Origin of the sequence: Streptomyces chisholmiae, from assembly GCF_031845445.1 — a bacterium.
Taxonomy (GTDB): Bacteria; Actinomycetota; Actinomycetes; order Streptomycetales; family Streptomycetaceae; genus Streptomyces; species Streptomyces chisholmiae.
On record NZ_JAVREO010000002.1, the window covers coordinates 177912 to 200894 of the forward strand.

Genomic DNA, 22983 nt, shown 5'->3' on the forward strand with positions numbered 1-22983 from the left:
CGGTGCGCCGGGCCTGGTTGGCGTGCGCCGGCGCGCAACAGCGCACGCGCGCCGGCGCGTTGTCGCACTCGGAGAGGAGGGGGCCACGGTGGCACTACTGCTCGGCCTGCTGATGGGGATCGCCGTCTTCGGGATGGTCGCCGCCATCCGGATGCTGCGGTCCGGTACCCCGCTGCCGGCCGATCTCGCGCTGGCGCTGGAGATCGGCGCCACCCGGGTCTCGGCCAGCGGCTCCGCCGTCGACCGGCTGGGGATACGGTTCGCGCCGCTGGTGCTGCGCCTGATGGGGCGCGCCGCCGTGGACCGCAAGCGGCGCCGGATCGCCCTGGCCGGCCACCCCGGTGGGCTGACCGTCGACCGGTACGCGGCCCGCCGCGCGGTCTACGGCGTCTTCGGGCTGAGCACCGCGGCGCTGTTCGCCGTCGCCGGCTATCCGCTCTTCGCCCTCTTCGGTCTCGCGTTCGGGGTGTTCGCCGCGGACGCCACCATCTGGCAGGGGGTGCGCGAGCGGCGCGACGTGATCGACCGGACCCTGCCCGACTTCCTCGACGTACTGGCCGTGGTGGTCTCGGCCGGACTCAGCTTCCGGCAGGCCCTGGACCGGGTGTCGGCCCGCTACGAGGGCCCGTGGGCGGACGAGGTGCAGATCACCCTGCGGCAGATGGACATGGGCGTCTCCCGCCGGGAGGCCTTCGACGAGCTGCGCCGCCGCAACGACTCCGAACCGGTCAACCAGTTCGTCACCGCCCTCCAGCAGGGCGAGGAACTGGGCGCGCCGATCGCCGACACCCTGGTGCAGATCGCCCAGGACATGCGCCGCACCGACGCGCAGAACGCCAGGCGCCGGGCCGCCAAGGCCATCCCCAAGGCCACCCTGGCGACCCTGGTCTTCATGGTCCCGGCCACTATGATCATCATCGTCACCGGCATGATCCTCGGCTCGGGAACCGACTTCGGGGAGGTGCTCGGCCGGTGAACTCCGCCCGTCCCTCGCCCGGTTGCGCCCCGGTGCGCCGGCTGTTACGAACTGGTAGGAGTACCGGGACGGGCCACCACGTAGGCTCATCAGGGAGGGGGTGCACTTCATGGCTGACGGCGACATCGATGTCACATACCAGGACATGCACGACGCGGCGGACTATCTGGTGGAGGCCAAGGACGAGATCCTGGTCAAGCTCCAGACGCTCCGGACCTACATCTCGGACCTGGTGCGGGACGGCTATGTGACCTCGGCCTCGTCCAGCGCGTTCGACCAGTCGTACGACGAGTTCAACACGGGCGCGCGGGACGCTGTCGAGGCGTTGCAGGGGATGGCCGACTTCCTGGACGGCGCCGCCGACGGCTACGCCGACCTGGACCAGCAGTTGGAGGAGGGGCTCCGCGAGTAGCCCGGGTACGCCCTGGCGCGCGGGCCCTCGGGGGTGTGGCCGCACGGGCGGCGGTCGGGACCGCCGCGGCCCGGGCCGGCCGTGATCAGGAGTGGGCCCAGGTCAGCAGGGGCCGGGGTCAGGAAGGGGAGCGAACACCGTGACCGACAAGTGGGTCGACGCCGTCACCGTCGAGCGTGAGGGGTTCCGGATCAACGTGCCGGACTCCTGGTGGGAGTTCGACCTCCGGCCGGAGACCAGGGACAACAGCATCCGCCGCATGGTGGACGAGCGGGTCCGCGCCAACCCGGAGATGGCCGAACACCGGGACCTGATCGGCGGCTTCCTGCGCAAGCAGGCCAAGCACGCCTGGGACAACGGCTCGGTCTACTGCGGCTGCATGGCCCAGAGCTTCGGGGACGGGCCGCCGATCACGGCCACCGTGACGGTCTCCATGATCGGCGCGCGCACCTCGTCCGGCGAGATCCTGCCCACCGACCCGGCCTCGATCGTCGGCCAACTCGGCAACCGGGAGGCCAAGAAGCCGGGCGACGCCTGGCGCGAGGTCTCCGTGGTCGACATCAAGGACGTCGGCCGGGCGGCGCGGACCAAGGGCGTCGAGGACATCAAGGTGCCCAACGACAGCCGCACGGCCCGGGCCGTCCTGATGCAGACGTTCATCCCGGTGCCCGGCGACCAGCAGGCCGTGGCGCTGGTCTCCGGCAGCAGCCAGGTGCTCGACCTCGCCGACTCGTTCTTCGACGTGTTCGACGCGATCACCTCCACGTTCCGCTTCGTCTGACCACCAGCCGGCCAGCCAGCCGGCCGCCCGGGCCCGGGAACCCGCCGGGCCGCACGCCGACGGACCAACCAAGGGATCACTGAACCAGCCAAGGGAGGGGAGGACACCCCATGTCCGGCAGTGAAGAGAGACTGGCCATCCCGCTCGCCGAACTCCAGGAGTTCGCACCGCAGTTGCGTTCGGTCAAGGAGTACATGAACCGCACCGGTGACACCTTCGACCAGTACAACGACTCCTTCGGCGACGACCGGGTGGTCAGCGCCCTGGACGACTTCGTCAGTGGCTGGAAGGACGGCCGCAGCGACATCAGCGAACAGCTCACCGGCCTCGCCGACATGACCGACACGGTCATCACCACGGTCACCGAGTACGAGGACGAGCTGGCCCGCAGCCTCCAGGAAGGCAGCGGCGAAGGCGGCGGCAACGGGGACCAGCAGGCGGTCTGACCGGGCCCGGGTCCGGCCGGTTTGGTGCGTGGGCGGGCTGGGCACGACCTTCCATGCCGGGGCGTGGCAGGCGGGTCACCGAGCCGGTACCCGCGCCCCGCCCCGACCGGCCGGCCCGTCCAGCGCGGGTGGCGGCCGAGATCTCGCTGACCGGCGGGCACCGAGTGTGGCACTGTGGCACAGTCAGGGCCGGAAGGCGTAGGGATTCGCCCGTGGGAGGGGGTCGGGCTCGGTGTCACCCACCAGCAACGCACGCCCCTCAAGGCGCCGTTACCCGTCGCTCCGGATGCCCGCACCCTCCTCTTCGCGCTACCGTGGTAGCTGGAGGGGCAGGGCCGCCACCGGCCCGGCTGAGTCGGCGTCAGCCGGAGGAGAGGTACGCCATGAGCAGCCTGTTGTCGTATGTCAGAGACACCATCAACCAGCGACTCCGCCCCCACCTCGACGACCGGGGAGCCGGTTTCGTGGAGTACGCGGGCCTGCTGTTGCTGATCGCGACAGTGGTCGTGGCGGTCGTCTCGCTGGACATACACAACGACGTCGCCGACGCCGTGGGGAACGCCGTCGCCGACATTCTTGGCTGACGGCCGGTCGTGGTAGCCGCGGAGCGGTCTTCCCGCTCTACATCTGGATGATCACCGGTCTCCTGACGGTCGCCTTCCTGTTCTTCGTCTTCGCCCAGGCCGCGGTCACCCGCAGCGGCGGGCAGTCCGCGGCCGACGCGGCGGCCCTGGCCGCGGCCCGAGAGGCCAGGGACCAGCTGTTCGACGACTTCCAGGACGCGCTCGGCGACGAGGACGGGGACCTGGAGGACATCCTCGACGGGGGCGGGTCACGGACCGCCGCGCCCTGCTCCGTGGCCGCGCCCCGGTTCGCCGAGCGGAACGGCGCGGAGGTCGTCGCCTGCGCGGCGGACGAGGCGTCCCTCAGCTACACGGTGCGGGTACGGACCCTGGAGCCCGTCGGTGAGTCACTGATCCCGAGCACCTCGGACGCGTACGCGGAGGCCGAGGCGACCGCGGTGGTCGAGTCCCGCTGCGCGCTGGCCTCGGCGGACGAGGACCGGGTGGAGTTCCGCTGCGCGGAGGGCCGGGACTGGACGTTCGACCCCGAGGACGAGGACGAACTACCGGAGGCCCGGGACATGTTCCACGTTTTTCTGGAAGATTGACCGTCGACGACCTAGCAGGCAAAGGAATATGGCCCGATGGACCTCCGTGATAGCAAGTCGCGTCTCATCCTGATCGTCATCGCGCTGGGCGCCGCTCTGGTGATCGCTGTGGCCAGTTGCAGCGGTGGCGGTGGTGACGACGACGGTGAGGCGGCGGCGACGCCCAGCGGTGAGGCCGGGACACCGGAAGAGGAGCCGGCCGAGGACGACGGCGCCGGGGGCGAAGGCGACGAGGACGACGCCGACGGGGCGGAGTCGGAGGTGCTCGCCCAGGTCACCGGCGAGGAGGACATCACGCTCACGGTGACCAGGGCGGAACGGGAGTCGGGCGGCTTCCTGACGGTGGAGGGCACGCTCCACAACGGCGGTGGCGATGGCTGGCGTTCAAGGGCCTGGGCCGGCGCCGAGCGGGAGCTCGCGGGGAACGACTTCTCCATGGCGGGGGCCACCATCACCGCCCGTGAGGAGGGCAAGCGCTACCTGATCCTGCGGGACACCGAGGGCCTCTGCCTGTGCACCAAGTTCGACCTCAATCTCGACGCCGGCGACACCGTGACCTGGTTCGCGCAGTTCCCGGAGCCCGACCCGGCGACCACCGAGGTCGACTTCCAGATCGGCCAGATGCCGCCCGCGACCATCGAGGTCCGCTGAGCAACCCCCCACCCACACCGGGACACCGAGAGAGGCCGACAGATGCACGCGTACCGCCGCCACGGCCAGGTCGCCGTGGTCGCCACCACCGCCGTCGCCGCGTGGGCGTTCGGCACTCCGCTCGCGGCGGCTGACGAAACCGAGCCCGTGCAGCAGCCCCCGGGCTACGAGGCCCCCGCCCCGCCGGAGATCGACCCGGAGGCGTCGGGGCTGATGCTCAGCGACGGGGCGACCCTCGCCGAACCCCGCGTCCTGGACGTGAAGTTCATCGTGGAGGACCTGGGCGGCGCCCAGCCGGAGGAGCCGGCCGAACCGGACGAGCCGGCGGAGGAGGAGACCACCCCCGAGGAGCCGACCACGCCTCCCGACGAGGAGGACGAGGGCCAGGAGCCCAACGGGGGCGGTGACCAGCGCGAGGAACGGACCAGCGGGCAGCACAAGTTCACCCTCCAGTCCGACGTGCTCTTCGGCCGGGACAGCGACGAGATCAGCGAGGACGCCCGCGAGGCGCTCGCCGAGGTGGCCGCCGCCATCGAGGAGTACCAGCCGTCCACGGTCAACATCTTCGGCTTCACGGACGACCTGGGCTCCTACGAGAACGGCGTCGTCCTCTCCGAGGGCCGGGCCCGGAACACCCACCTGACGCTGCTGGAACTGCTCTCCAGCCCGGACACCATCGACTTCAACGTGCGTGGCTACAGCGAGGACTACCCGTTGTACGACAACGAGACCGAGGAGGGGCGGGAGAAGAACCGCCGGGTCGAGATCTCCTGGCCGACCAGCGAGTGACCGCTACCTGGGGCTCCACTGTCGCGCCGTCGTGAGGTAGGTCCGCAGGTCCTTGTTGTGCGGATCGGGGGTGACCCGGTTGATCCAGAGCAGGACCACGTTGTCCTCCGAGGTCTCGAAGCAGAGGCCGGTGTTCTCCCGGAGCGTGCGGTCCTCCCAGATGTCGTCGACCGGGATCAGGTGCGGCAGGGTCGGCGCGTGGGCCGCCTCGTAGCACTCCTCCGCGGTGATGTCGGGATTGTCGGTGGCTCCGACGAAACTCTGCGCCTGGAACTCGATGCCCTGGTCGATCAGGCCTGCCCCCTCGCAGTAGAGATAGACCAACTCGTCGCTGTCTGAGGGGTGCAGGCCGACCGCGCGGAAGCCGGTGTCCACGGTCAGTTCGTCCAGGTCGACCCGGATGATGTTGCCTCCGACGCACCGGCCGGAGGTGTTGACGCTGGTGTCCCGGTTGAAGATGGGCGCCACGATGTCGAGGTCGACACCCTCCTCAACCAGGACGTACGCCGAGTCGGGGTCCTGTTCCACGCCGGGGTCCGGGGCCTGGTCGTCCGCTGGCGGGTCCTCGTCCGACTGATCGGTCGAGGTCTCGTCCGCGTCGGTCTCCTGGCTCGGCGGCTCCTCGTCCGTGCGGCTGGTCTCCTCGGTCGGGCCGGCCTCGGGGTTGGTGGAGGCGGCCTCGGTGCCGAAGAACTTGACGGCCAGCACGGCGCCGGCGACCGCCGCCACCACGGCCGTCGCGGCCAGCATCAGGATGACGCGCCGCCCGCGGGCCTGCTGTCCCGGATCGCCGGCGGCGCCGGCCGGGAGGCCGCCGGTGGTGACCAGCGGCGGCGTGCTGGGGGGCGGGGTCGGCGGGCCCGGCGGCGGCGTCGCCGGCTGGGCCAGCGGCGGCATGGCGGGCGGGGTGGCGGGCGGTGGGGTCGCCGGCGCCGGACCGGCGCCCAGCGGCGCCTCGGGCGCCGGCAGCGTCGCGTTCCGGCGCACCGCGACCGCTGCCGCGACCGACGGCGGCAGCCAGCTCTCGCCGCGCTGCAGGGTCTGCCCGGGGGACAGCGCCCGGCACCCCTCGATGATCTGGGCCGGCGTCGGCCGCGCCGCCGGGTCCTTGGCCAGGCAGGCGCCGATCAGCCCGCGCAGGGTCTCGGGCGCGGCGGCCAGGTCGGGCTCCTCCTGGACCATCCGGTACATCATCGTGTGGGCCGCGCCCTCGCCGAACGGGTGCCCGCCGGTGGCCGCGTAGTGGGCGACGATGCCCAGCGTGAACACGTCGGCGGCCGGGGTGAGGGAGGTGCCGGTGATCTGCTCGGGCGCCATGAAGGCGGGGGTGCCGACCCGCACGTCGGTGCCGGTCAGCGCGGTCACGTCGGCCGCCCGCGCGATGCCGAAGTCGATCACCTTGGGGCCGTCCGCGCTCAGCAGCACGTTGCCCGGCTTCAGGTCCCGGTGGACGATGCCGGTGGCGTGGATCGACTGGAGCGCCTCCGCGACGCCGCCCACCAGCAGCAGCACGGTCTGGGACGGGAGCGGCCCGTGCTCGGTGACCACCTCGTGCAGGGACAGCCCGGCCACGAAGGCGGTGGCCAGCCAGGGGGCGGCGCCCTCCGTGTTGCTGTCGAGCACCGGCACCGTGTAGATGCCCTGCACCTGGCGGGCGGCGCGCACCTCGTGGGCGAACCGTCGCCGGAAGGCCTGGTCGTCGGCGAACTCGCCGCGCACCACCTTGACCGCCACGGGCTGCCCCCCGGGGGTGAAGGAGAGGTAGACGCTGCCCATGCCACCGGATCCGAGCCGGGCCACCAGCCGGTACCCGGCCACCTGTCGGGGATCTTGCGGACCCAGCGGGCTGAACTGCGGCGCTTCGGGCTGCCCTGCCATGAGTTGTCCCCCCTGAGAACCGGTGACGGTACGGTGCATGGTATGAGGTAACGGACCTCAACTGGCAACGGGGGGTGACGAGTCCGCTGTCCAGCGACGGATACAGCTACCGCGAGGTCGGGGTGACCGGGGACGGTGCGGCGGCCCGGGTGCCGGCCGGCTGGCACCGGCTGCGGTCCCGGGTCCGGCTGGGTGCCGGCCCAGGGGTGTGGGCGGCGGCCGCGGAGGCCCTCTTCACCTGGCGGATGCACCGCTCGGCCTGGGTGCCGGTGGCCTCGGGCACGCCCCGGGCGGCGCCCGGGGTGGTGGCGCTGATCGGCCCGGGCCCGCGCTGGCCGCGGCTCAGCGCGTCCTGCCGGGTGGTCTGGACCCTGGCCGAACCGGACCGGGTCGGTTTCGCGTACGGCACGTTGCCCGGGCACCCGGAGTCGGGGGAGGAGTCCTTCGTTCTGGAGCGGGACCGGGACGGGGCGGTCTGGTTGACCGTGACGGCGATCAGTCGCCCGGCGGCCTGGTACATGCGGTTGGCCGGCCCGGTGGGCCGGTTGGCCCGGCGCGGGATCGTCCGCCGCTACGGCCGGGCGCTGCGCCGGCTCGCCGCCCGTTGAGCCGGCCCGCGAGGGGCCGGTCCCCGGGCGGCGATGACCGGCCTCACCTGCTGTTTCGGCCGCTTTCTTGAGGGCTTGCGGGCTTTTCTCCTGGGCGGCGGCCGGGGGGTGACCGTGCGGTATGGTTCCCTCGTGTCGGCAGTCACCGACACCTGCTGCGCCAGCGTCGTCACTCCCACCCCGACGACGGCTGGCCGGGCGGACCGTGAGCCACCCCCCCGCTCCGGTCTGCCCCACCCTGACGGGTCGGTCTGCTCCTTCCCCAACCGAGCGGGCCGGCCCGCCTGACGTTCCGGCTCGCCGGGTCGGCCCCCATCCCCTTGTTGTCGGTTGGTCTGATCTGTCGGTTGGTCTGATCTTCGGTCTCGTTATCCACAGGCGTCGCCCACCGGGCCGCGTCCCGCGCCGTACGCTCGGCGCGTGTCCTCTCTGTTGATCCTCATCGCCGGCTGCCTGGGCGCGCTGGCCGGCCCGCTGTTGGTGCGGCCCGGGTACCGGCTCGCCGTCGAGCCCGAGCAGCCGTGGCGCGCGGACTGCCCGGCCGGGCATCCGCTGGGCCGGCGGGTCGCCGGCTGGGTCGGCCCGGGGCGCTGTCCGGCCTGCCGGGCCGGTGGTGGGGTCGGGTACGGCGGTTCGGCGGGCCGGCTGGCGGTGGTCACCGCCGTCTGCTGTGCGGTGGTCGCCGCGGTCGCTGGGCGCGCCCCGGAGCTGGCGGTCTGGCTGCTGGCGGTGCCCTCCCTGGTGCTGCTGGGCTCTGTTGACCTGGCGGTGCAGCGGCTGCCCGACGTGCTGACCCTGCCGCTTGCCGGTGTTCTGGCCGGCGGGCTGGGGATAGCCGCTCTGCTGCCGGGCGCCGAGGGCAGCTGGCCCAGGGCGCTGGCCGGCGGGCTGGCGCTGACCGCGGTGTACTTCGTGCTCTTCCTGATCAATCCGCGCGGCATGGGCTTCGGCGACGTGAAGCTGGCGGCCTCCATAGGCCTGATCCTCGGGTGGTACGGCTGGGACCTGGTGTTCTTCGGCACGTTCGCCGGCTTCCTGCTGGCCGCCGGGTACGGGCTCTGCCTGGTCGCGCTGCGCCGGGCTGACCGGCGGACGGCGGTCCCGTTCGGGCCGTTCATGGCCCTGGGCGCGCTGGTCGCCCTGGCGGTCGGCGGACTCGCCGGTTAAATCCACCGCCGGCACGGCGCACGTTGCCGGTTGATGCGTTACGGTGGAAACCCCCCCTCGGGCCGGTCCGTAACCCCCCCCCACGGACCGGCCCGCTTTCTTGTCCGCGTTTCCGGTCCGCGTTTCCGGTCCGCGGCCCGGCCCGTGAGCCCACCGGGAGCACTCGGTCGGCCCGGGCGGTGATCACCGGTCGGGTTCGCGGGTGGCCGGCCGTCCCCCGGCCCGCGGGGCCGGGCCCGGGTTGGCTGGATACCCCGCTGTCGGTACGGGGGCACCCCGTCCGGCAGTAGAGTTCCGGCACACGGGGAGCGGGCCGTACGGAGGGGCTGGACCAGAGGCGATGAACAGGCTGCACAGGATTTTGCGGCGGCTTGCCGTCAGGCTGTACGCCCGGCGCGTGGAGGGACGCCTCGACACCGACGGTGGCCCGAAGCACATCGGCGTGATCCTGGATGGCAACCGTCGCTGGGCGAAGGCCGCCGGCAGCACCACCCGGGAGGGCCACGAGGCGGGCGCGGCGAAGATCCGGGAGCTGCTCGGCTGGTGCGCCGAGACGGACGTCGAGGTGGTCACGCTGTGGCTGCTCTCCACGGACAACCTCAACCGGGAGCCCAAGGAGCTGGAGGTGCTGCTCGGCATCGTCGAGGGCGCCGTGCGTGACCTGGCCGAGGACGGCCGCTGGCGGGTGCACCACGTGGGCGCCGTCGAGGCGCTCCCCGAGCGCACCAGGAAGGTGCTGCGGGAGGCCGAGGAGCTGGCCGGCCAGCGCGACGGGATACTGGTCAACGTGGCGGTGGGCTACGGCGGCCGGCAGGAGATCACGGACGCGGTCCGCTCCCTGCTGGACAAGCGGGCCGCCGAGGGGCAGACGCTGGCCGAGGTCGCCGAGGCCCTGACCGTCGAGGACATCTCCGAGCACCTCTACACCCGCGGTCAGCCGGACCCCGACCTGGTGATCAGGACCAGCGGGGAGCAGCGGCTGTCGGGCTTCATGCTCTGGCAGAGCGCACATTCGGAGTACTACTTCTGCGAGGTCTACTGGCCCGCGTTCCGCAAGGTCGACTTCCTGCGGGCGCTGCGTGACTATGCCGCGAGGCACCGCAGGTACGGCGTCTGAGCTGCCTGTCCCGGCGGCAGACGCCCTGGCGGCGGGGAGTCACCGCGTCGCTGAACGTCGGGTGAATCGAGCACTCGTCCGACCGGGTGGTCGCATGAGATGGGTGGTGTGCGGGCATATTCACGGCGGACCGCGCGTCGGCGCGGTCCGCCGGGAGGCCCGTTGCGCACCACGGACATGGACCAGGCCCGGCACCGGGCCCGTGCGTGCGGGCCAGGGCCGGCCGTCAGAACCCCGGCGCCCAGGGCGCCGCGATTCCCGCACCTCTTCCGAGGGGGTTCGTCCACCCGTGGCCATCAGCAAGAAGCGCGCTCACGACCGGCGCATGTACGTCCTCGACACCAGTGTCCTGCTCGCCGACCCCGCGGCTCTCACCCGGTTCGATGAACACGAGGTGGTCCTGCCGGTCGTCGTCATCTCCGAGTTGGAGGCGAAGCGGCACCACCCGGAGCTCGGGTACTTCGCGCGGGAGGTGCTCCGCCGCCTCGACGACTACCGGGTGCGGTACGGCCGCCTCGACACCCCGCTCCCGATCGGCGACCTCGGCGGCACCCTGCGGGTGGAGTTGAACCACTCGGACCCGGCGGTCCTGCCCCCCGCCATGCTGAACGAGCGGGGCAGACTCGCGGACAACGACTCCCGCATCCTGGCGGTCGCGCGCAACCTCCAGGCTGAGGGGCACGATGTCACGGTCGTCTCCAAGGATCTGCCGCTGCGCATCAAGGCCTCCTCGGTCGGCCTGGCCGCCGAGGAGTACCGCGCCGAGCTGGCCATCACCGACGCGGACGGCTGGACCGGCCTGGCGGAGGTCGCCCTCGGCGGCGAGGCCGTGGACGAGCTGTTCGCCAGCGAGAGCGTGGCGGACCCGGTGGTGGCGGACCTGCCGGTCCACACCGGCCTGGTGATCTCCTCCGAGCGCGGCCGGGCGCTGGGCCGGGTCGCCCCGGACGGCGCCGTGCGGCTGGTGCGTGGCGACCGGGAGGCGTTCGGTATCCACGGCCGCAGCGCCGAACAGCGCATCGCGTTGGACCTGTTGCTCGACGCCGAGGTGGGGATCGTCTCGCTGGGCGGGCGCGCGGGCACCGGGAAGTCGGCGCTGGCGCTCTGCGCCGGGCTTGAGGCGGTGCTGGAGCGGCGGCAGCACAGCAAGGTGATGGTCTTCCGCCCGCTCTACGCGGTCGGCGGCCAGGACCTGGGCTACCTCCCGGGCACCGAGGCCGAGAAGATGAACCCGTGGGCCCAGGCGGTCTTCGACACCCTCTCCGCGGTGACCAGCCGGGAGGTCATCGAGGAGGTGGTCGCGCGCGGCATGCTGGAGGTGCTGCCGCTGACCCACATCCGGGGCCGTTCCCTCCACGACGCCTTCGTGATCGTGGACGAGGCCCAGTCCCTGGAGCGCAACGTCCTGTTGACCGTGCTCTCCCGCATCGGGCAGAACTCCCGAGTGGTCCTCACCCACGATGTCGCGCAGCGCGACAACCTGCGGGTCGGCCGGTACGACGGGGTGGCGGCCGTGGTGGAGAAGCTCAAGGGGCACCCGCTCTTCGCCCATGTGACGCTGACCCGCTCGGAGCGCTCGCCGATCGCCGCGCTGGTGACCGAGATGTTGGAGGACGGGCGGGCCTGATCCCGGCCCGGCCGCCGGCCGTCCCCGGGTGGTGACGCGCCCGCCGCGCGCCGCCCGGGGCCCCCGGCGCACCCGTCGGGAATCGGTGGGTGCGCCGCATTTCCGGGCAAGTTGGGAGTGCCGCGGCGAATGGGGTGAGCGGCCGCCTATCGAGCGGCCCGTGATCTTCCTGTGATGCTTAACCGCAGGCAGTGGGCCGTTCGGGCGATTTCCGCCGCTGGCAAGGGTAACGGCCCTGTGACCTTTCCCACATGGGACTGAATTGCTTCCCGGTAGCCGTCTCCGGCAGTGTGTGCGTCTGTCAGGCCCCGCATACGGCAGCGGAGTCCACCAAGGGCCCCGCAGGGACAGCGTTTTACACAACTGAACAGTCGCGCGCCGTATGCCGCCCGAAGCACCATGTGGGTCCTCCGCCGTCGGCGGATGTCCCCGACCGGGCCAGCGCCTCCTCGCGAGTCATGCCGAGGGGAGGCCCGTGTCAGGGGCACGATTGCGCCCAGGTGGTCCTTCGCGTGGGCGATGTCGGAAGGAAACCGTGTGACCGGGATTTCGGTCCGGGGATTCGCGGTGGCGTCCGCCACCGCGGTGACCAGCGTCGGCGCCGCCGTCGGTGTGGCCTCGGGGGACCAGCAGGGTCCTGTCGAGAACATCGAGGTTGTGGCGGCGGACGCGACACTGCTCGCTGAGATACCCGCTGGCACGAACGCCCAGCTGCACACCGTCTCGTTGAACCAGCAGGCGGAGTCTCAGTCGACGGCGGCCGAGGCGGACATCCGCCGCGCCGCCCAGGAGGCCGCCAGGGTCGCCGCCGCCGAGAGCGCCCAGGAGCGGCGCGAGACGGCCGAGCGGGAGGCCCGCGAGGCCGAGGAGCAGGCGGAGCGTGAGGCAGCGGCCGCGCGTGCGGCCGAGGAGGCCCAGTCCGCCAGCGCCGCCGCGGACATCCCGGTGCAGTCGTCGTACACCAAGGCCGAGATCCAGGCCATGGCACGGCAGATCGTCGCCGCTGACCAGTTCCAGTGCTTCTCCAACATCGTCGACCACGAGAGCGGTTGGAGCCACACGGCCACCAACCCCTCCTCGGGTGCCTACGGTCTGATGCAGGCGCTGCCGGGCTCCAAGATGTCCTCCGCCGGCTCCGACTGGCAGACCAACCCGGCCACCCAGATCCGCTGGGGCGTGAACTACATGGAGAGCCGCTACGGCAGCCCGTGTGGTGCCTGGGAGTTCTGGCAGGCCAACAACTGGTACTAGGGTCCCGGCGTTCCGACGCCCGGCCACCGAGGTCCCCGCGCCCCACGGCGCGGGGACCTCGTCGTTGTGCGCCCCCCTTCGGGCGCCGGCGCCCCGGCGGACAGGACGCGGTGTGGGCACCGTCGTCACGAGCGCCCCCAATTGTCATCCGCGCGCGGTAACGTCTTTTACCGCACTGCGGTGGAAGAGGGGGCGGAGGAGCCTGATGTCACGTCTGGGTCGGCTGAGGGCCGGAGTCTCGCGCACGGTGGCGCGGGTATCCGGTTTCCGGGCAGCCGCGGAACGCGAACAGGAGCGCAGGGAGCAGGAGGCGGGGGAGCAGGGCAAGGCGGCGGTCTCCGGCCGTCCGCCGGCGTCGGCCGGCGCGGGCGAGGCGGGCGCGGAGCCCGGCGAACGCCTGGAGGCCAAGGCCCGCCGGGCCGTGCTGGCGGGCAGCCCCGAGCTGCCCTCGCCGCAGCCCGGCGGCGACGGCGGCTCCGGCGGGCGGAGCTCCGGCGAGCCGCCGGTGCCGGAGCGGCCGGAGCCGGCGGCGGCGATTCCCTGGGGGGTTAGGGTCGCGGCCGAGGCGGCCTGGCGGACGCTGGTGCTCGCCGCGGTCGTCTGGGTGTTGATACAGGTGGTGAGCGCCGTCAGCCTGCTGGTGATCTCGTTCGCCGCCGGGCTGCTGATCACCGCGCTGCTGCAACCCATCGTGGGCTGGCTGAAGCGGATGGGCCTGGGCGGTGGCGCGGCCACCGCGGTCACCGCGTTCGGCGGCTTCGGCGTGATGGGACTGACCGGCTGGTTCGTGGTCTGGCAGGTCCTGGAGAACTCGGACCGGCTGGTGGACCAGGTCCAGGAGGGCGTCGAGGAGCTGCGCGACTGGGTGTTGGAGCTGCCCTTCGACATCACCGAGGAGAACCTCGACCAGTGGGTCACCGACATCAACGAGTGGATCAGGAACCACAGCGAGGAGCTGACCTCGGCCGGCCTTGAGGGCGTCAACTACGCGGTGCAGTTCCTCACCGGCGCCGGTCTGACGCTCTTCGTGGTGCTGTTCCTGCTGTACGACGGGGGTGGCGTCTGGCGGTGGTTCCTGCGGCTGGTGCCCAGGGCGGCCAGGGAGAGCGTCGCCGGTGCCGGCCCGCGCGCCTGGATCACGCTCACCGGCTACGTCCGGGGCACGGTGATAGTCGCCATGATCGACGCGATCGGCATCGGCATCGGACTGTTCATCATCGACGTGCCGATGGCCGTGCCCCTGGCGGTGATCGTGTTCCTGTCCGCGTTCGTGCCCCTGGTCGGCGCGATCGCCTCGGGGGCCTTGGCCGTGCTGGTGGCGGTGGTCACCAACGGCGTGGTCGACGCGTTGCTGGTGCTCGGCGTGGTGCTGCTGGTGCAGCAGATCGAGGGCAACGTGCTGCAGCCGTTCATCCTGGGGCGGATGGTTCGGGTGCATCCGCTGGCGGTGGTGCTGGGGGTGGCCGCCGGCTCGATGGTGGCCGGCATCCCGGGCGCGGTGGTCGCGGTGCCGCTGATCGCCGTGGTCAGCACGGTGGTCGGCTATCTCCGTGCCTACCAGGAGGAGGCCGACCGGCGGGCCGGATTCGACGGGAGCGGTGCCACGGTCGCCGAACTGGCGCCGGTGCCGGCCCCGTTGCCCTCCGCCGAGCGGCCGGCGCTGGAGAGCCCCCCGGAGTCGGACCCCCCGCGCGGTCCCGAGGGCCCCGAGACCCGCTAGGTCCCGCCGCCCGCCGGAAGCCGCCGCCACGGCGGCTCCCGGCGCGGCGGGGCCGGGCCGACCCCGCGGGCTAGCCCGCCCAGCCGTGCCGGGGCGGGTGCCGGACCTCCAGCAGGTAGCGCAGCCGCTCCGTGTCGGCCGCCGTCCAGTCGTCCGGCGGCGCGATGGCCGCCCAGGCGTTGACCGGGTTGGAGCCGTAGCGGTGCCCGTGCGGGGCCGGCGAGCCGTAGGAGACCGCCATGTCCACGGTGGTCTGCCAGAACGTGACGAACGGGAACCAGTCGATGGCGGTGGTGACATCGGGCCCCAGCGGCTCGTTCAGCCACTCGGGCCGTTCGAAGAGCAGGTTGGGCGACCACCAGACCACCGGGTCCGAGGCGTTCTGCAGGTAGACCACCCGCGGGTACTCCCAGGGCCGGCCCGGCGGCTGCGCCAGGTCGAGGTCGGGGAACTGGGCGAACCGCACGTGCCGCCCCTCGTCGTAGACCGGCCGCCAGATCGGGCTGCCCGGGTCCCGGTGTTCGGTCAGCTCGCTGTGCAGCGGGCTGAAGTCGGGCGGGCCGACCAGCAGCGCCCCGTCGGTACGGGCCAGCAGGTCGTCCAGGCCGTCGAAGGCCGACTCGATCGCCGAGACCGCCAGACTCTCCCCGAAGATGAGCAACTTGGGCCGGTCGTCGGCCGGCTCCTGCTCCCACCGGGCGTACACCGCGTCCACCAGCGCCGCGGTGGCGGTGCCCGCCTCGTTCCGGTCCACCATGAAGGAGGCCCAGCTCGGCAGGTAGGAGTACTGCATGGTGACCACGGCGGTGTCGCCGCCGTTCATGTACTCCAGTGCCTCCACCGTGGTCGGGTTGACCCACCCGGTGCCGGTGGTGCCCGTGATGGCGAGCACCTCGCGGTCGAAGGCGCCGACCCGCTCCAGCTCGCGCACCGCCAACTCGGCGCCGTCGGCGTAGTCGTCGTAGGCGGCACGGCCGACGTAGACCCGCGCCGGGTCGAGCGCCGGCTCCCCGGAGAACTCGGAGATCTCGTCGTTGGAGAGCGTGGTGCCGGTGAAGGTCCGGCCCTTGTTGCCCAGGTCGTCCCAGTGGATCAGGGAGTCGGGGCTGCCGGAGACCAACGGCGAGTAGGGGCGCATCACCCCGTCGTCGGTGCTGCGGTCCTTGGCGGCGGCGATCCGGTCGGCGACGCCGAGGATGCCCCGGTCCCAGACGACGTCCCGGGTGCCGATCACCACGATCACCGTGCTCATCGTCAGCCCCAGGGCCACGGCGACCGGCCAGGGAACGAAACGGTTCAGCAGGCGCGTCAGCAGCCCGGTGCCCAGCCTGATGGTGCGGGCCACCACGAGCAGCAGCGCCAGCACCGCCAGCGACATCAGGGCGATCATCAGGGAGTGCCAGGTCAGCGTGGGGGGCAGGCCCTGGAGTTGGCGCAGCTCGCGCTGCATGTCGGCGCTCTGGCCGAGCATCAGCGCCGCCGCCCAGGGCAGGGCCAGCAGGTAGACCAGCCAGGCCCGGGCCCGCACCCGCTCACCGGGCAGCCGCTTCCGGAAGGCCAGTCGGTAGCCCCAGCTGAGCAGGGCCCCCAGGCCGTAGCCGATGGCGGCGGTGATGCCGCCGATCGCTCCCTGGTAGTACCAGGGGCGGGGCACCAGGGACGGGGTGAGGGAGAGCCAGAAGAAGAAGGTGGCGACCAGGCTGGCGGTCAGGTCGGGCCAGCGGCGCACCAGCCAACTGGAGTGCGGACGCTCCCAGTAGGGGCGGCGGGCGAGGCGCAGCAGCCAACGGGCGACGGCGCCGGCTCGGCCGGACCGCTCGGTCAACGGTGAGTTCCGGCCATTCTCGGCGTCTTCTCGGGCGCCTTCCTGGTTGGCTGCTTCGCCGTCCTGCCCGGGCGGTGTCGGGGTAGGTGTCGTTGCCGGTGCGGGGCCGCCGGAGGCGGTGCCGGGGTCGTTCCCGGTGGCCGTTCCCGCGCCGCCCTTCGTCCCGGGGCCGCCCCTGGTCTCCCCGGCGGCACCCGGCCCCGTTCCCGGCCCCGTTCCCGAGCCCGGCTCCGGGGCGGGCCCGCCGGCCGTCGTGGCCGGGGCGCCCTCCGGCGGCCCGGCGGGCGGACCGCCGCCCGGCTGTCCGGCGTCGGGCGTGCTCGGTTCACTCATCGGGGCCTCCGGCGTGGCCAGCGGACCCGGCGCATCCGTTGGCACTGTGCGGCATTGACTTCTCTCCGGCCCGTCCGACGCGCCGGCCAGTTGGCCCGCGCTGTACTCGCTGCTTCCTCACGCTAGGGGATCAGACGCCGGGAGCGCGTGCGGCGTTGCCTGGCCGCCACCTTTCCGTGCCGCGAGGGTGACCGGAGCCCCACTTCCGTTGGAAACACCCCGGCCCGTGCGTCAACTTGAGTCCGCGCGCTACCCCCCAAGGGGGTATGCACTCGGGGTATACATCGCGTGTATAGTCGCCGGCATGTCCATAAGTCACACGTTGCTCGGCCTCCTTGAGGGCGGCCCGCGCCACGGCTACGACCTCAAACGCACCTTCGACATCCACTTCGGGCCCGACCGCTCGCTCCACTACGGGCAGGTCTACGCGACGATGTCCCGGCTGCTGAAGAACGGCCTGGTCGAGGTCGACGGCGTCGAGGCGGGCGACGGTCCGGAGCGCAAGCGGTACGCGATCACGCAGGCCGGGGTCACCGATGTCGAGCAGTGGCTGACCAGCCCGGAGAAGCCCGAGCCGTACCTGCAGAGCGTGCTCTACACCAAGGTCGTGCTCGCCCTGCTCACCGGCCGTGCCGCGGACGACCTCCTGGACGTCCAGCGTGCCGAGCACCTGCGCCTGATGCGGGAGCTGACCCGGCGCAAGACCAGCGGCGACCTGGCCGACCAGTTGGTCTGCGACCACGCCCTGTTCCACCTGGAGGCCGACGTGCGCTGGCTTGAGCTGACGGCGGCCAGGCTCGACCAACTCGCATCGGAAGTGTGCTCGTGATGACTGAATCCGGCCCGGCGCTGCTCAGCGCCCGTGATCTGCACAAGCGGTACGGCTCGACCCCGGCGCTCGCCGGCGCCGACTTCACCATCTCCGCGGGGGAGGTGGTGGCCGTGATGGGGCCGTCCGGTTCCGGCAAGTCCACGCTCCTGCACTGCCTGGCGGGGATCGTCGCTCCGGACAGTGGCCGGGTGGCCTACCGCGGGCGCGAGTTGTCCGCGCTTTCCGACGCGGAGCGCAGCGCGCTGCGCCGCGAGGAGTTCGGGTTCGTCTTCCAGTTCGGCCAGTTGGTGCCCGAGCTGACCTGCCAGGAGAACGTCGCGCTCCCCCTCCGGTTGGCGGGCGTGCCCCGCAAGACGGCGGAGGCCAGGGCGGTCGAGTGGCTGGCCCGGCTGGAGGTCGACGAGGTGGCGGCCAAGCGGCCAGGGCAGCTCTCCGGCGGCCAGGGCCAACGGGTCGCGGTCGCCCGGGCGCTGGTGAACGACCCCAGGGTGCTCTTCGCCGACGAGCCGACCGGCGCGCTGGACTCGCTCAACGGCGAGCGGGTGATGCGGCTCCTGGTGGACGCCGCCCGTGAGACGGGCACGGGGGTCGTCCTGGTGACCCACGAGACCCGGGTCGCGGCCTACTCCGACCGCGAGGTCGTGGTGCGGGACGGGCGGGCGCGCGACCTGGCGGGGGCGGTGTGAGCGGCAACACCCGGCAGTGGGCGCGGGATCTGTGGCTCGGGGTCCGGCTGGCGGTCTCGGGCGGGGCCTCGGGCTGGACCCGCACCGCGCTGACGGCGGTCGGGATCGGCCTGGGCGTGGTGGTGCTGTTGCTCGCCGCCTCCGTTCCGCAGGCGATGAGCGGGCGGGGCGAGCGCGCCGACGCCAGGTCGACGTTCGGGGCCGAGGTCTCGGCTCCGGCGGACGACACCATCCTGGTGCAGGACGTCTGGACCGAGTACCGGGGCGAGCGGATCGCCGGGCGGGAGCTGCAGCCCGAGGCCGGCCAGGACTCCACGGCGGTGCCGCCGCCGGGGGTGAGCGACTTCCCGGCCCCCGGTGAGGTGCTGGTCTCCCCGGCCCTCGCCCGGCTGCTGGACTCCCCGAACGGCGAGTTGCTCGCCGAGCGGCTGGACTACCGCCGGGTGGGCGTGATCGGCGACGAGGGGCTGCTGGGTTCCCAGGAGCTGTACTACTACCTCGGCGTGGACGATCTGGTGGCGGACTCGACCGGCACCAGGGTCGACCACTTCGGCGATCCCCCGAGCCTGGACAGCGAGGTGTCCCCGGCGCTGATCCTGCTGGTCCTGGTCGTCGCCGTCGTGCTGTTGATGCCGGTGCCCGTCTTCATCACCACCGCGGCGCGGTTCGGCGGGGAGCGTCGGGACCGGCGGCTGGCGGCGCTGCGGCTGGTCGGCGCGGACGTCAGGATGACGCGCCGGATCGCCGCGGGCGAGAGCCTGGTGGGGGCGGCGGTCGGTGTGCTCCTCGGCGGCCTGCTGTTCCTGGCGATCCGCGCTCCGGTGGCCGGGATCTCGGTGAGCGACACCAGCTTCTTCCTCTCGGACATCGTCCCCGGTTGGCCGTTGACCGTGCTGGTGCTGCTGGTCGTGCCGCTGCTGGCCATCGGCACGACGCTGTTCGCCATGCGGTCCGTCGTCGTGGAGCCGCTGGGCGTGGTCCGGCAGGCGAGCGGCGGCCCGCGCCGGCTGCTGTGGCGGCTGGTGCCGGCGCTGCTGGGGATCGGCCTGCTGCTGCCGCTGCTCGGCGACTTCTCGGGCACGGACAGCTCGGTGGTCCAGGCCATCGTCGGCGTGGTGCTGCTGCTCAGCGGCGCGACCGCGCTGCTGCCCTGGCTGGTGGAGCGGTGCACGGCGCGCCTGCGTGGCGGGCCCGTGGCCTGGCAGCTGGCCACGCGCCGGCTCCAGTTGAGCAGTGGCCCCGCGGTCCGCGCGATCAGCGGTATCACGGTGGCCGTCGCCGGTGCCACGGCGCTCTACATGCTCTTCGACGGCGTCCGCGCCGCCGAGACGACCGAGACGGGCGCCGATCTGGACCGTGCCCAGGTGGAGGTCGTCGCGTGGACGGCCGACTCCGCGCTGACGGAGCCGCTCGTCGAGGAACTGCGCTCGACAGAGGGTGTCCAGCGGGTGCTCCCCTATATCGACAGCGAGGCGGTCCCCCGGGTCGGTGGCGAGGGCGCGCCGAACGAGGAGCCCGCCTATCTCCGGGTGGGGGACTGCGCGACCCTGGCCGAGCTGGCCCGCATCGAGGACTGCGCCGACGGCGAGGTCTACCAGGCGCCGGCGCCCGACGGCTGGGAGATATCGCCGTCGAAGCCCGGGGACGTGCTGGATCTCGGCGCCGCGCCCGACGGGCCGGAGGGCGAGCGGATCCAGTGGACGGTGCCCGACGGCGTGCGGGATGTCGAGCCGAGGGACTCGCCCGCCGGTCGGCTGGCGTACGGCCTGCTGGCGACGCCCGGCGCGCTCGAAGGACAGCTGCCCACCGACGGATCGACCCGGATGCTGCTCCAGGCGGATGTCGACGCCCCCGACACTCTGGAGCTGCTGCGGAACGCCGTCTGGGCGGCCCCCGTCGAGGGGCAGGTCTGGAAGTTGGAGACCTCGCGCATATCGGACGAGCTGGCCAACATCCAGATCGGGATGGTGGTGGGGGCCTCCGGGGTGATGGCGCTGATCGCCGCCAGCATGCTCGTCACCACGCTGGAACAGCTGCGCGAGCGCAGGCGGTTGCTCTCGGCGCTGGTCGCCCTCGGCACCCCGCGCGCCACGTTGGGTGCCTCGGTGCTCTGGCAGACCGCGGTGCCGGTGGTGTTGGGCCTGGCCCTGGCCTCGGGGATCGGGGTGCTGCTGGGCGCGATGCTGATGTCGCTGGTGCGGCTGCCGCTGGGCAGCTGGCTGGCGTTCCTGCCGATGGCCGGCGCGGGTGCCGGGGTCATCGCCCTGGTCACCCTCGGCAGCCTGCCGCTGCTCTGGCGGTTGATGCGGCCGGACGGCCTGCGCACCGAGTGACGCCGACGGCCCGGAAGGCGTTCCGTTCCGCCTTCCGGGCCCGGCCCGCCCGGGCGCCCGCCCGTCCAGGTGGGCCGGGTAGATTCGTCCCCATGACTGGTACGAACGAATACCGGGTCGAGCACGACTCGATGGGCGAGGTGCGGGTGCCGGCCGACGCCAGGTGGCGGGCCCAGACCCAGCGCGCGGTGGAGAACTTCCCGATCTCCGGCCAGCGCCTGGAGCGCGCGCACATCGCGGCGCTGGCGCGCGTCAAGGCGGCGGCGGCCAAGGCCAACGCCGAGCTGGGCGTGGTGGAAAAGGACATGGCCGAGGCGATCGTCGCCGCCGCCGACGAGGTCGCCGCGGGCCGGTGGGACGAGCACTTCCCGATCGACGTCTTCCAGACCGGTTCCGGTACCTCGTCCAACATGAACACCAACGAGGTGCTGGCCACCCTCGCCAGCGAGCGCCTCGGCCGGCCGGTGCACCCCAACGACCACGTCAACGCCAGCCAGTCCTCCAACGACGTCTTCCCCTCCTCGATCCACATCGCCGCCACCGGCGCGGTGATCGAGGAGCTGATCCCGGCGCTGACCCACCTCGCCGAGTCGCTGGAGCGCAAGGGGCAGGAGTTCGCCAGTGTGGTGAAGTCCGGCCGCACCCACCTGATGGACGCCACCCCCGTCACCCTGGGCCAGGAGTTCGACGGCTACGCGGCGCAGGTGCGCTACGGCGTGGAGCGGCTCAACGCCGCCCTGCCGCGGCTCGCCGAACTGCCGCTCGGCGGCACGGCCGTGGGCACCGGGATCAACACCCCGCCCGGTTTCTCGGCCGCGGTGATCGCTGAGGTCGCCCGCGCCACCGGGCTGCCGCTGACCGAGGCCCGGGACCACTTCGAGGCGCAGGGCGCCCGGGACGGCCTGGTGGAGACCTCGGGCCAGTTGCGCACCATCGCGGTCTCGCTGACCAAGATCTGCAACGACCTGCGTTGGATGTCCTCCGGCCCGCGCACCGGCCTCGCCGAGATCGCCCTCCCCGACCTCCAGCCGGGCTCCTCGATCATGCCCGGCAAGGTCAACCCGGTGATCCCCGAGGCCGTGCTGATGGTCACCGCCCAGGTGATCGGCAACGACGTCACCGTCACCACGGCCGGCGCCGCGGGCAACTTCGAGCTGAACGTCATGCTGCCGGTGATGGCCAAGAACCTGCTGGAGTCCATCCGGCTGCTGGCCAACGCCTCCCGGCTGCTGGCCGACCGCACGGTGGACGGCATCACCGCCAACGTCGAGCGCGCGCTGGAGTACGCCGAGTCCTCGCCGTCCGTGGTCACCCCGCTCAACCGGTACATCGGTTACGAGGAGGCCGCCAAGATCGCCAAGCGCGCCCTGGCGGAGCGCAAGACGATCCGGGAGACCGTGCTCGACGGCGGATATGTCGAGCGTGGTGAACTCACGTTGGAGCAGCTCGACGAGGCGCTTGACGTGCTGCGGATGACTCGTCCCTGATCACCGCTCAGCCGGATGCGCCCGCCCCGAGCCGGGACCCGAATACCATGTCTGAATGGATACGGGAAACGAGGGAACGGGCGGGGCGCATCCCTGGCGGCCAGGTCAGCACATTCTGTGGCGGTACCGGGCCAATGGGGCCCGACATTTCCATATCTGCCGCCCCGTCACGGTCGTCAGGGACACTCCCGAACTCCTGGCCGTCTGGCTGGCCCCCGGCACCGAGTGCGTCCGCCCGGAGCTGGCGGACGGCACCCCTCCGCATCTCGAACCCCTGGCCACGCGTTACACCAAGCCGCGCACCACGGTCCGCTGCCGGTGGCTGGGTAACGGTCTGTTGAAGCTCGCCCGTCCGGGAGAGCCGTGGTCGATCTGGCTTTTCTGGGACCGGGGCTGGCGCTTCAAGAACTGGTACGTCAATCTTGAAGAGCCCCGAAGCCGGTGGTCCGGCGGGGTGGATTCCGAGGATCACTTTCTCGATATCGTGGTCTACGCTGACCGCAGCTGGGAGTGGCGGGACGAGGACGAATTCGCCCAAGCAGAAAAGGCGGGCCTGCTGGACGCCGCGCAGATGGCGCGGGTCCGCGACGCGGGCCAGCAGGCCTTGGCGGCGATCCGCGCCTGGGGCCCGCCCTTCTCCGAGAACTGGCCGTCCTGGCGGCCCGACCCGCGCTGGCGCCGCCCCCGGCTCCCGGCCGACTGGGCCCGCGCGCGGTCCGTCTCCTCCGCTCCCTGCCAGCCCGATCGGCTGCCTGATCACCCCAGAGCCTCTTGATAGGCCCCGGGGCGTCAAACGTAGGATCAGCCCCACGACCACACAACTCAACGCCCCCACCCCGCACGCTAGTTCCCGCCTGGATGGACAGCCCCTCGTGACGGACCCGACCCCTCCG

Annotated in this window: 21 protein-coding genes; 19 read left to right on the top strand and 2 right to left on the bottom strand. The window is 72.4% G+C overall.

Annotation, left to right across the window (positions count from 1 at the left end; all coding sequences use genetic code 11):
* Window positions 1–88 precede the first annotated feature (88 nt).
* From RM844_RS03655 to RM844_RS03690, 8 genes are all read left to right on the top strand, one after another.
* A complete protein-coding gene (locus tag RM844_RS03655; protein ID WP_311664655.1) occupies window positions 89–976 on the top strand; it encodes a DUF5936 domain-containing protein in 888 nt (295 codons plus the stop codon).
* 109 nt (window positions 977–1085) lie between these two features.
* Window positions 1086–1388 carry a WXG100 family type VII secretion target gene (locus RM844_RS03660; protein WP_311664658.1) on the top strand — a complete coding sequence of 101 codons (303 nt, stop codon included), beginning with the start codon at window positions 1086–1088 and terminating at the stop codon, window positions 1386–1388.
* A gap of 139 nt (window positions 1389–1527) precedes the next feature.
* Window positions 1528–2169 carry a hypothetical protein gene (locus tag RM844_RS03665; protein ID WP_311664660.1) on the top strand — a complete coding sequence of 214 codons (642 nt, stop codon included), beginning with the start codon at window positions 1528–1530 and terminating at the stop codon, window positions 2167–2169.
* Between the two features lie 110 nt (window positions 2170–2279).
* Window positions 2280–2615 (top strand): hypothetical protein, encoded by a 336-nt coding sequence (locus tag RM844_RS03670; RefSeq protein WP_311664663.1) that lies wholly within the window; start codon window positions 2280–2282, stop codon window positions 2613–2615.
* Window positions 2616–2998: 383 nt separating this feature from the next.
* The gene (locus RM844_RS03675; protein ID WP_311665350.1) at window positions 2999–3199 is read left to right on the top strand and encodes a Flp family type IVb pilin; all 201 of its coding nucleotides are present in this window, start codon (window positions 2999–3001) and stop codon (window positions 3197–3199) included.
* Entirely contained in the window at window positions 3196–3786 is a 591-nt protein-coding gene (locus RM844_RS03680) for a pilus assembly protein TadG-related protein (RefSeq protein WP_311665307.1), read from the top strand. Before RM844_RS03675 ends, RM844_RS03680 begins: the two co-directional genes overlap by 4 nt.
* A gap of 36 nt (window positions 3787–3822) precedes the next feature.
* Window positions 3823–4437, top strand: coding sequence for a hypothetical protein (locus RM844_RS03685; RefSeq protein WP_311664665.1), 615 nt, complete (start codon window positions 3823–3825; stop codon window positions 4435–4437).
* Between the two features lie 42 nt (window positions 4438–4479).
* Window positions 4480–5226 (top strand): OmpA family protein, encoded by a 747-nt coding sequence (locus RM844_RS03690; RefSeq protein WP_311664667.1) that lies wholly within the window; start codon window positions 4480–4482, stop codon window positions 5224–5226.
* Between the two features lie 3 nt (window positions 5227–5229).
* Here the strand turns inward: RM844_RS03690 and RM844_RS03695 are convergent, their stop codons facing one another.
* Entirely contained in the window at window positions 5230–7104 is a 1875-nt protein-coding gene (locus RM844_RS03695; protein WP_311664669.1) for a serine/threonine-protein kinase, read from the bottom strand.
* 74 nt (window positions 7105–7178) lie between these two features.
* Between RM844_RS03695 and RM844_RS03700 the strand changes: the two genes are divergently transcribed.
* From RM844_RS03700 to RM844_RS03725, 6 genes are all read left to right on the top strand, one after another.
* Complete coding sequence (locus tag RM844_RS03700) at window positions 7179–7712, top strand: DUF1990 family protein (RefSeq protein ID WP_311664671.1); 534 nt, start codon at window positions 7179–7181, stop codon at window positions 7710–7712.
* Window positions 7713–8132: 420 nt separating this feature from the next.
* Window positions 8133–8879, top strand: a complete 747-nt coding sequence (locus RM844_RS03705) for a prepilin peptidase (RefSeq protein WP_311664673.1) — start codon at window positions 8133–8135, stop codon at window positions 8877–8879.
* 340 nt (window positions 8880–9219) lie between these two features.
* Window positions 9220–9996 (top strand): isoprenyl transferase, encoded by a 777-nt coding sequence (locus RM844_RS03710; protein ID WP_311664675.1) that lies wholly within the window; start codon window positions 9220–9222, stop codon window positions 9994–9996.
* Between the two features lie 325 nt (window positions 9997–10321).
* The gene (locus RM844_RS03715; protein WP_311665309.1) at window positions 10322–11623 is read left to right on the top strand and encodes a PhoH family protein; all 1302 of its coding nucleotides are present in this window, start codon (window positions 10322–10324) and stop codon (window positions 11621–11623) included.
* A 537-nt stretch (window positions 11624–12160) separates the two neighbouring features.
* Complete coding sequence (locus RM844_RS03720) at window positions 12161–12874, top strand: aggregation-promoting factor C-terminal-like domain-containing protein (protein WP_311664677.1); 714 nt, start codon at window positions 12161–12163, stop codon at window positions 12872–12874.
* 205 nt (window positions 12875–13079) lie between these two features.
* Window positions 13080–14594 carry an AI-2E family transporter gene (locus tag RM844_RS03725; RefSeq protein WP_311664679.1) on the top strand — a complete coding sequence of 505 codons (1515 nt, stop codon included), beginning with the start codon at window positions 13080–13082 and terminating at the stop codon, window positions 14592–14594.
* A 70-nt stretch (window positions 14595–14664) separates the two neighbouring features.
* On the opposite strand, the gene RM844_RS03730 is transcribed toward RM844_RS03725, so the two are convergent.
* Complete coding sequence (locus RM844_RS03730) at window positions 14665–16752, bottom strand: alpha/beta hydrolase (RefSeq protein WP_394814416.1); 2088 nt, start codon at window positions 16750–16752, stop codon at window positions 14665–14667.
* A 304-nt stretch (window positions 16753–17056) separates the two neighbouring features.
* Here RM844_RS03730 and RM844_RS03735 point away from each other — a divergent pair, with 304 nt between their 5' ends.
* The 5 genes from RM844_RS03735 to fomD all read left to right on the top strand — a co-directional run bounded on the left by RM844_RS03735 (window position 17057) and on the right by fomD (window position 22865).
* The gene (locus RM844_RS03735) at window positions 17057–17581 is read left to right on the top strand and encodes a PadR family transcriptional regulator (RefSeq protein WP_311664686.1); all 525 of its coding nucleotides are present in this window, start codon (window positions 17057–17059) and stop codon (window positions 17579–17581) included.
* Complete coding sequence (locus RM844_RS03740; protein WP_311664688.1) at window positions 17581–18270, top strand: ABC transporter ATP-binding protein; 690 nt, start codon at window positions 17581–17583, stop codon at window positions 18268–18270. Before RM844_RS03735 ends, RM844_RS03740 begins: the two co-directional genes overlap by 1 nt.
* A complete protein-coding gene (locus tag RM844_RS03745) occupies window positions 18267–20603 on the top strand; it encodes an ABC transporter permease (RefSeq protein ID WP_311664690.1) in 2337 nt (778 codons plus the stop codon). The genes RM844_RS03740 and RM844_RS03745 overlap by 4 nt, the downstream gene beginning before the upstream one ends.
* 92 nt (window positions 20604–20695) lie before the next feature.
* A complete protein-coding gene (locus tag RM844_RS03750) occupies window positions 20696–22090 on the top strand; it encodes a class II fumarate hydratase (RefSeq protein ID WP_311664692.1) in 1395 nt (464 codons plus the stop codon).
* A gap of 55 nt (window positions 22091–22145) precedes the next feature.
* Window positions 22146–22865, top strand: coding sequence for a cytidylyl-2-hydroxypropylphosphonate hydrolase (gene fomD, locus RM844_RS03755; RefSeq protein ID WP_311664694.1), 720 nt, complete (start codon window positions 22146–22148; stop codon window positions 22863–22865).
* Window positions 22866–22983: the final 118 nt, after the last annotated feature.

What these genes read in the sequence shown, in the direction of transcription:
- RM844_RS03690 (WP_311664667.1), top strand. Translation starts at nt 4,480, where the DNA reads ATGCACGCGTACCGCCGCCACGGCCAGGTCGCCGTGGTCGCCACCACC.
- RM844_RS03695 (WP_311664669.1), bottom strand. Translation starts at nt 7,104, where the DNA reads ATGGCAGGGCAGCCCGAAGCGCCGCAGTTCAGCCCGCTGGGTCCGCAA.
- RM844_RS03670 (WP_311664663.1), top strand. Translation starts at nt 2,280, where the DNA reads ATGTCCGGCAGTGAAGAGAGACTGGCCATCCCGCTCGCCGAACTCCAG.
- RM844_RS03725 (WP_311664679.1), top strand. Translation starts at nt 13,080, where the DNA reads ATGTCACGTCTGGGTCGGCTGAGGGCCGGAGTCTCGCGCACGGTGGCG.
- RM844_RS03730 (WP_394814416.1), bottom strand. Translation starts at nt 16,752, where the DNA reads ATGAGTGAACCGAGCACGCCCGACGCCGGACAGCCGGGCGGCGGTCCG.
- RM844_RS03735 (WP_311664686.1), top strand. Translation starts at nt 17,057, where the DNA reads ATGTCCATAAGTCACACGTTGCTCGGCCTCCTTGAGGGCGGCCCGCGC.
- RM844_RS03740 (WP_311664688.1), top strand. Translation starts at nt 17,581, where the DNA reads ATGACTGAATCCGGCCCGGCGCTGCTCAGCGCCCGTGATCTGCACAAG.
- RM844_RS03715 (WP_311665309.1), top strand. Translation starts at nt 10,322, where the DNA reads ATGTACGTCCTCGACACCAGTGTCCTGCTCGCCGACCCCGCGGCTCTC.
- RM844_RS03675 (WP_311665350.1), top strand. Translation starts at nt 2,999, where the DNA reads ATGAGCAGCCTGTTGTCGTATGTCAGAGACACCATCAACCAGCGACTC.
- fomD (WP_311664694.1), top strand. Translation starts at nt 22,146, where the DNA reads ATGGATACGGGAAACGAGGGAACGGGCGGGGCGCATCCCTGGCGGCCA.
- RM844_RS03660 (WP_311664658.1), top strand. Translation starts at nt 1,086, where the DNA reads ATGGCTGACGGCGACATCGATGTCACATACCAGGACATGCACGACGCG.
- RM844_RS03750 (WP_311664692.1), top strand. Translation starts at nt 20,696, where the DNA reads ATGACTGGTACGAACGAATACCGGGTCGAGCACGACTCGATGGGCGAG.
- RM844_RS03685 (WP_311664665.1), top strand. Translation starts at nt 3,823, where the DNA reads ATGGACCTCCGTGATAGCAAGTCGCGTCTCATCCTGATCGTCATCGCG.
- RM844_RS03710 (WP_311664675.1), top strand. Translation starts at nt 9,220, where the DNA reads ATGAACAGGCTGCACAGGATTTTGCGGCGGCTTGCCGTCAGGCTGTAC.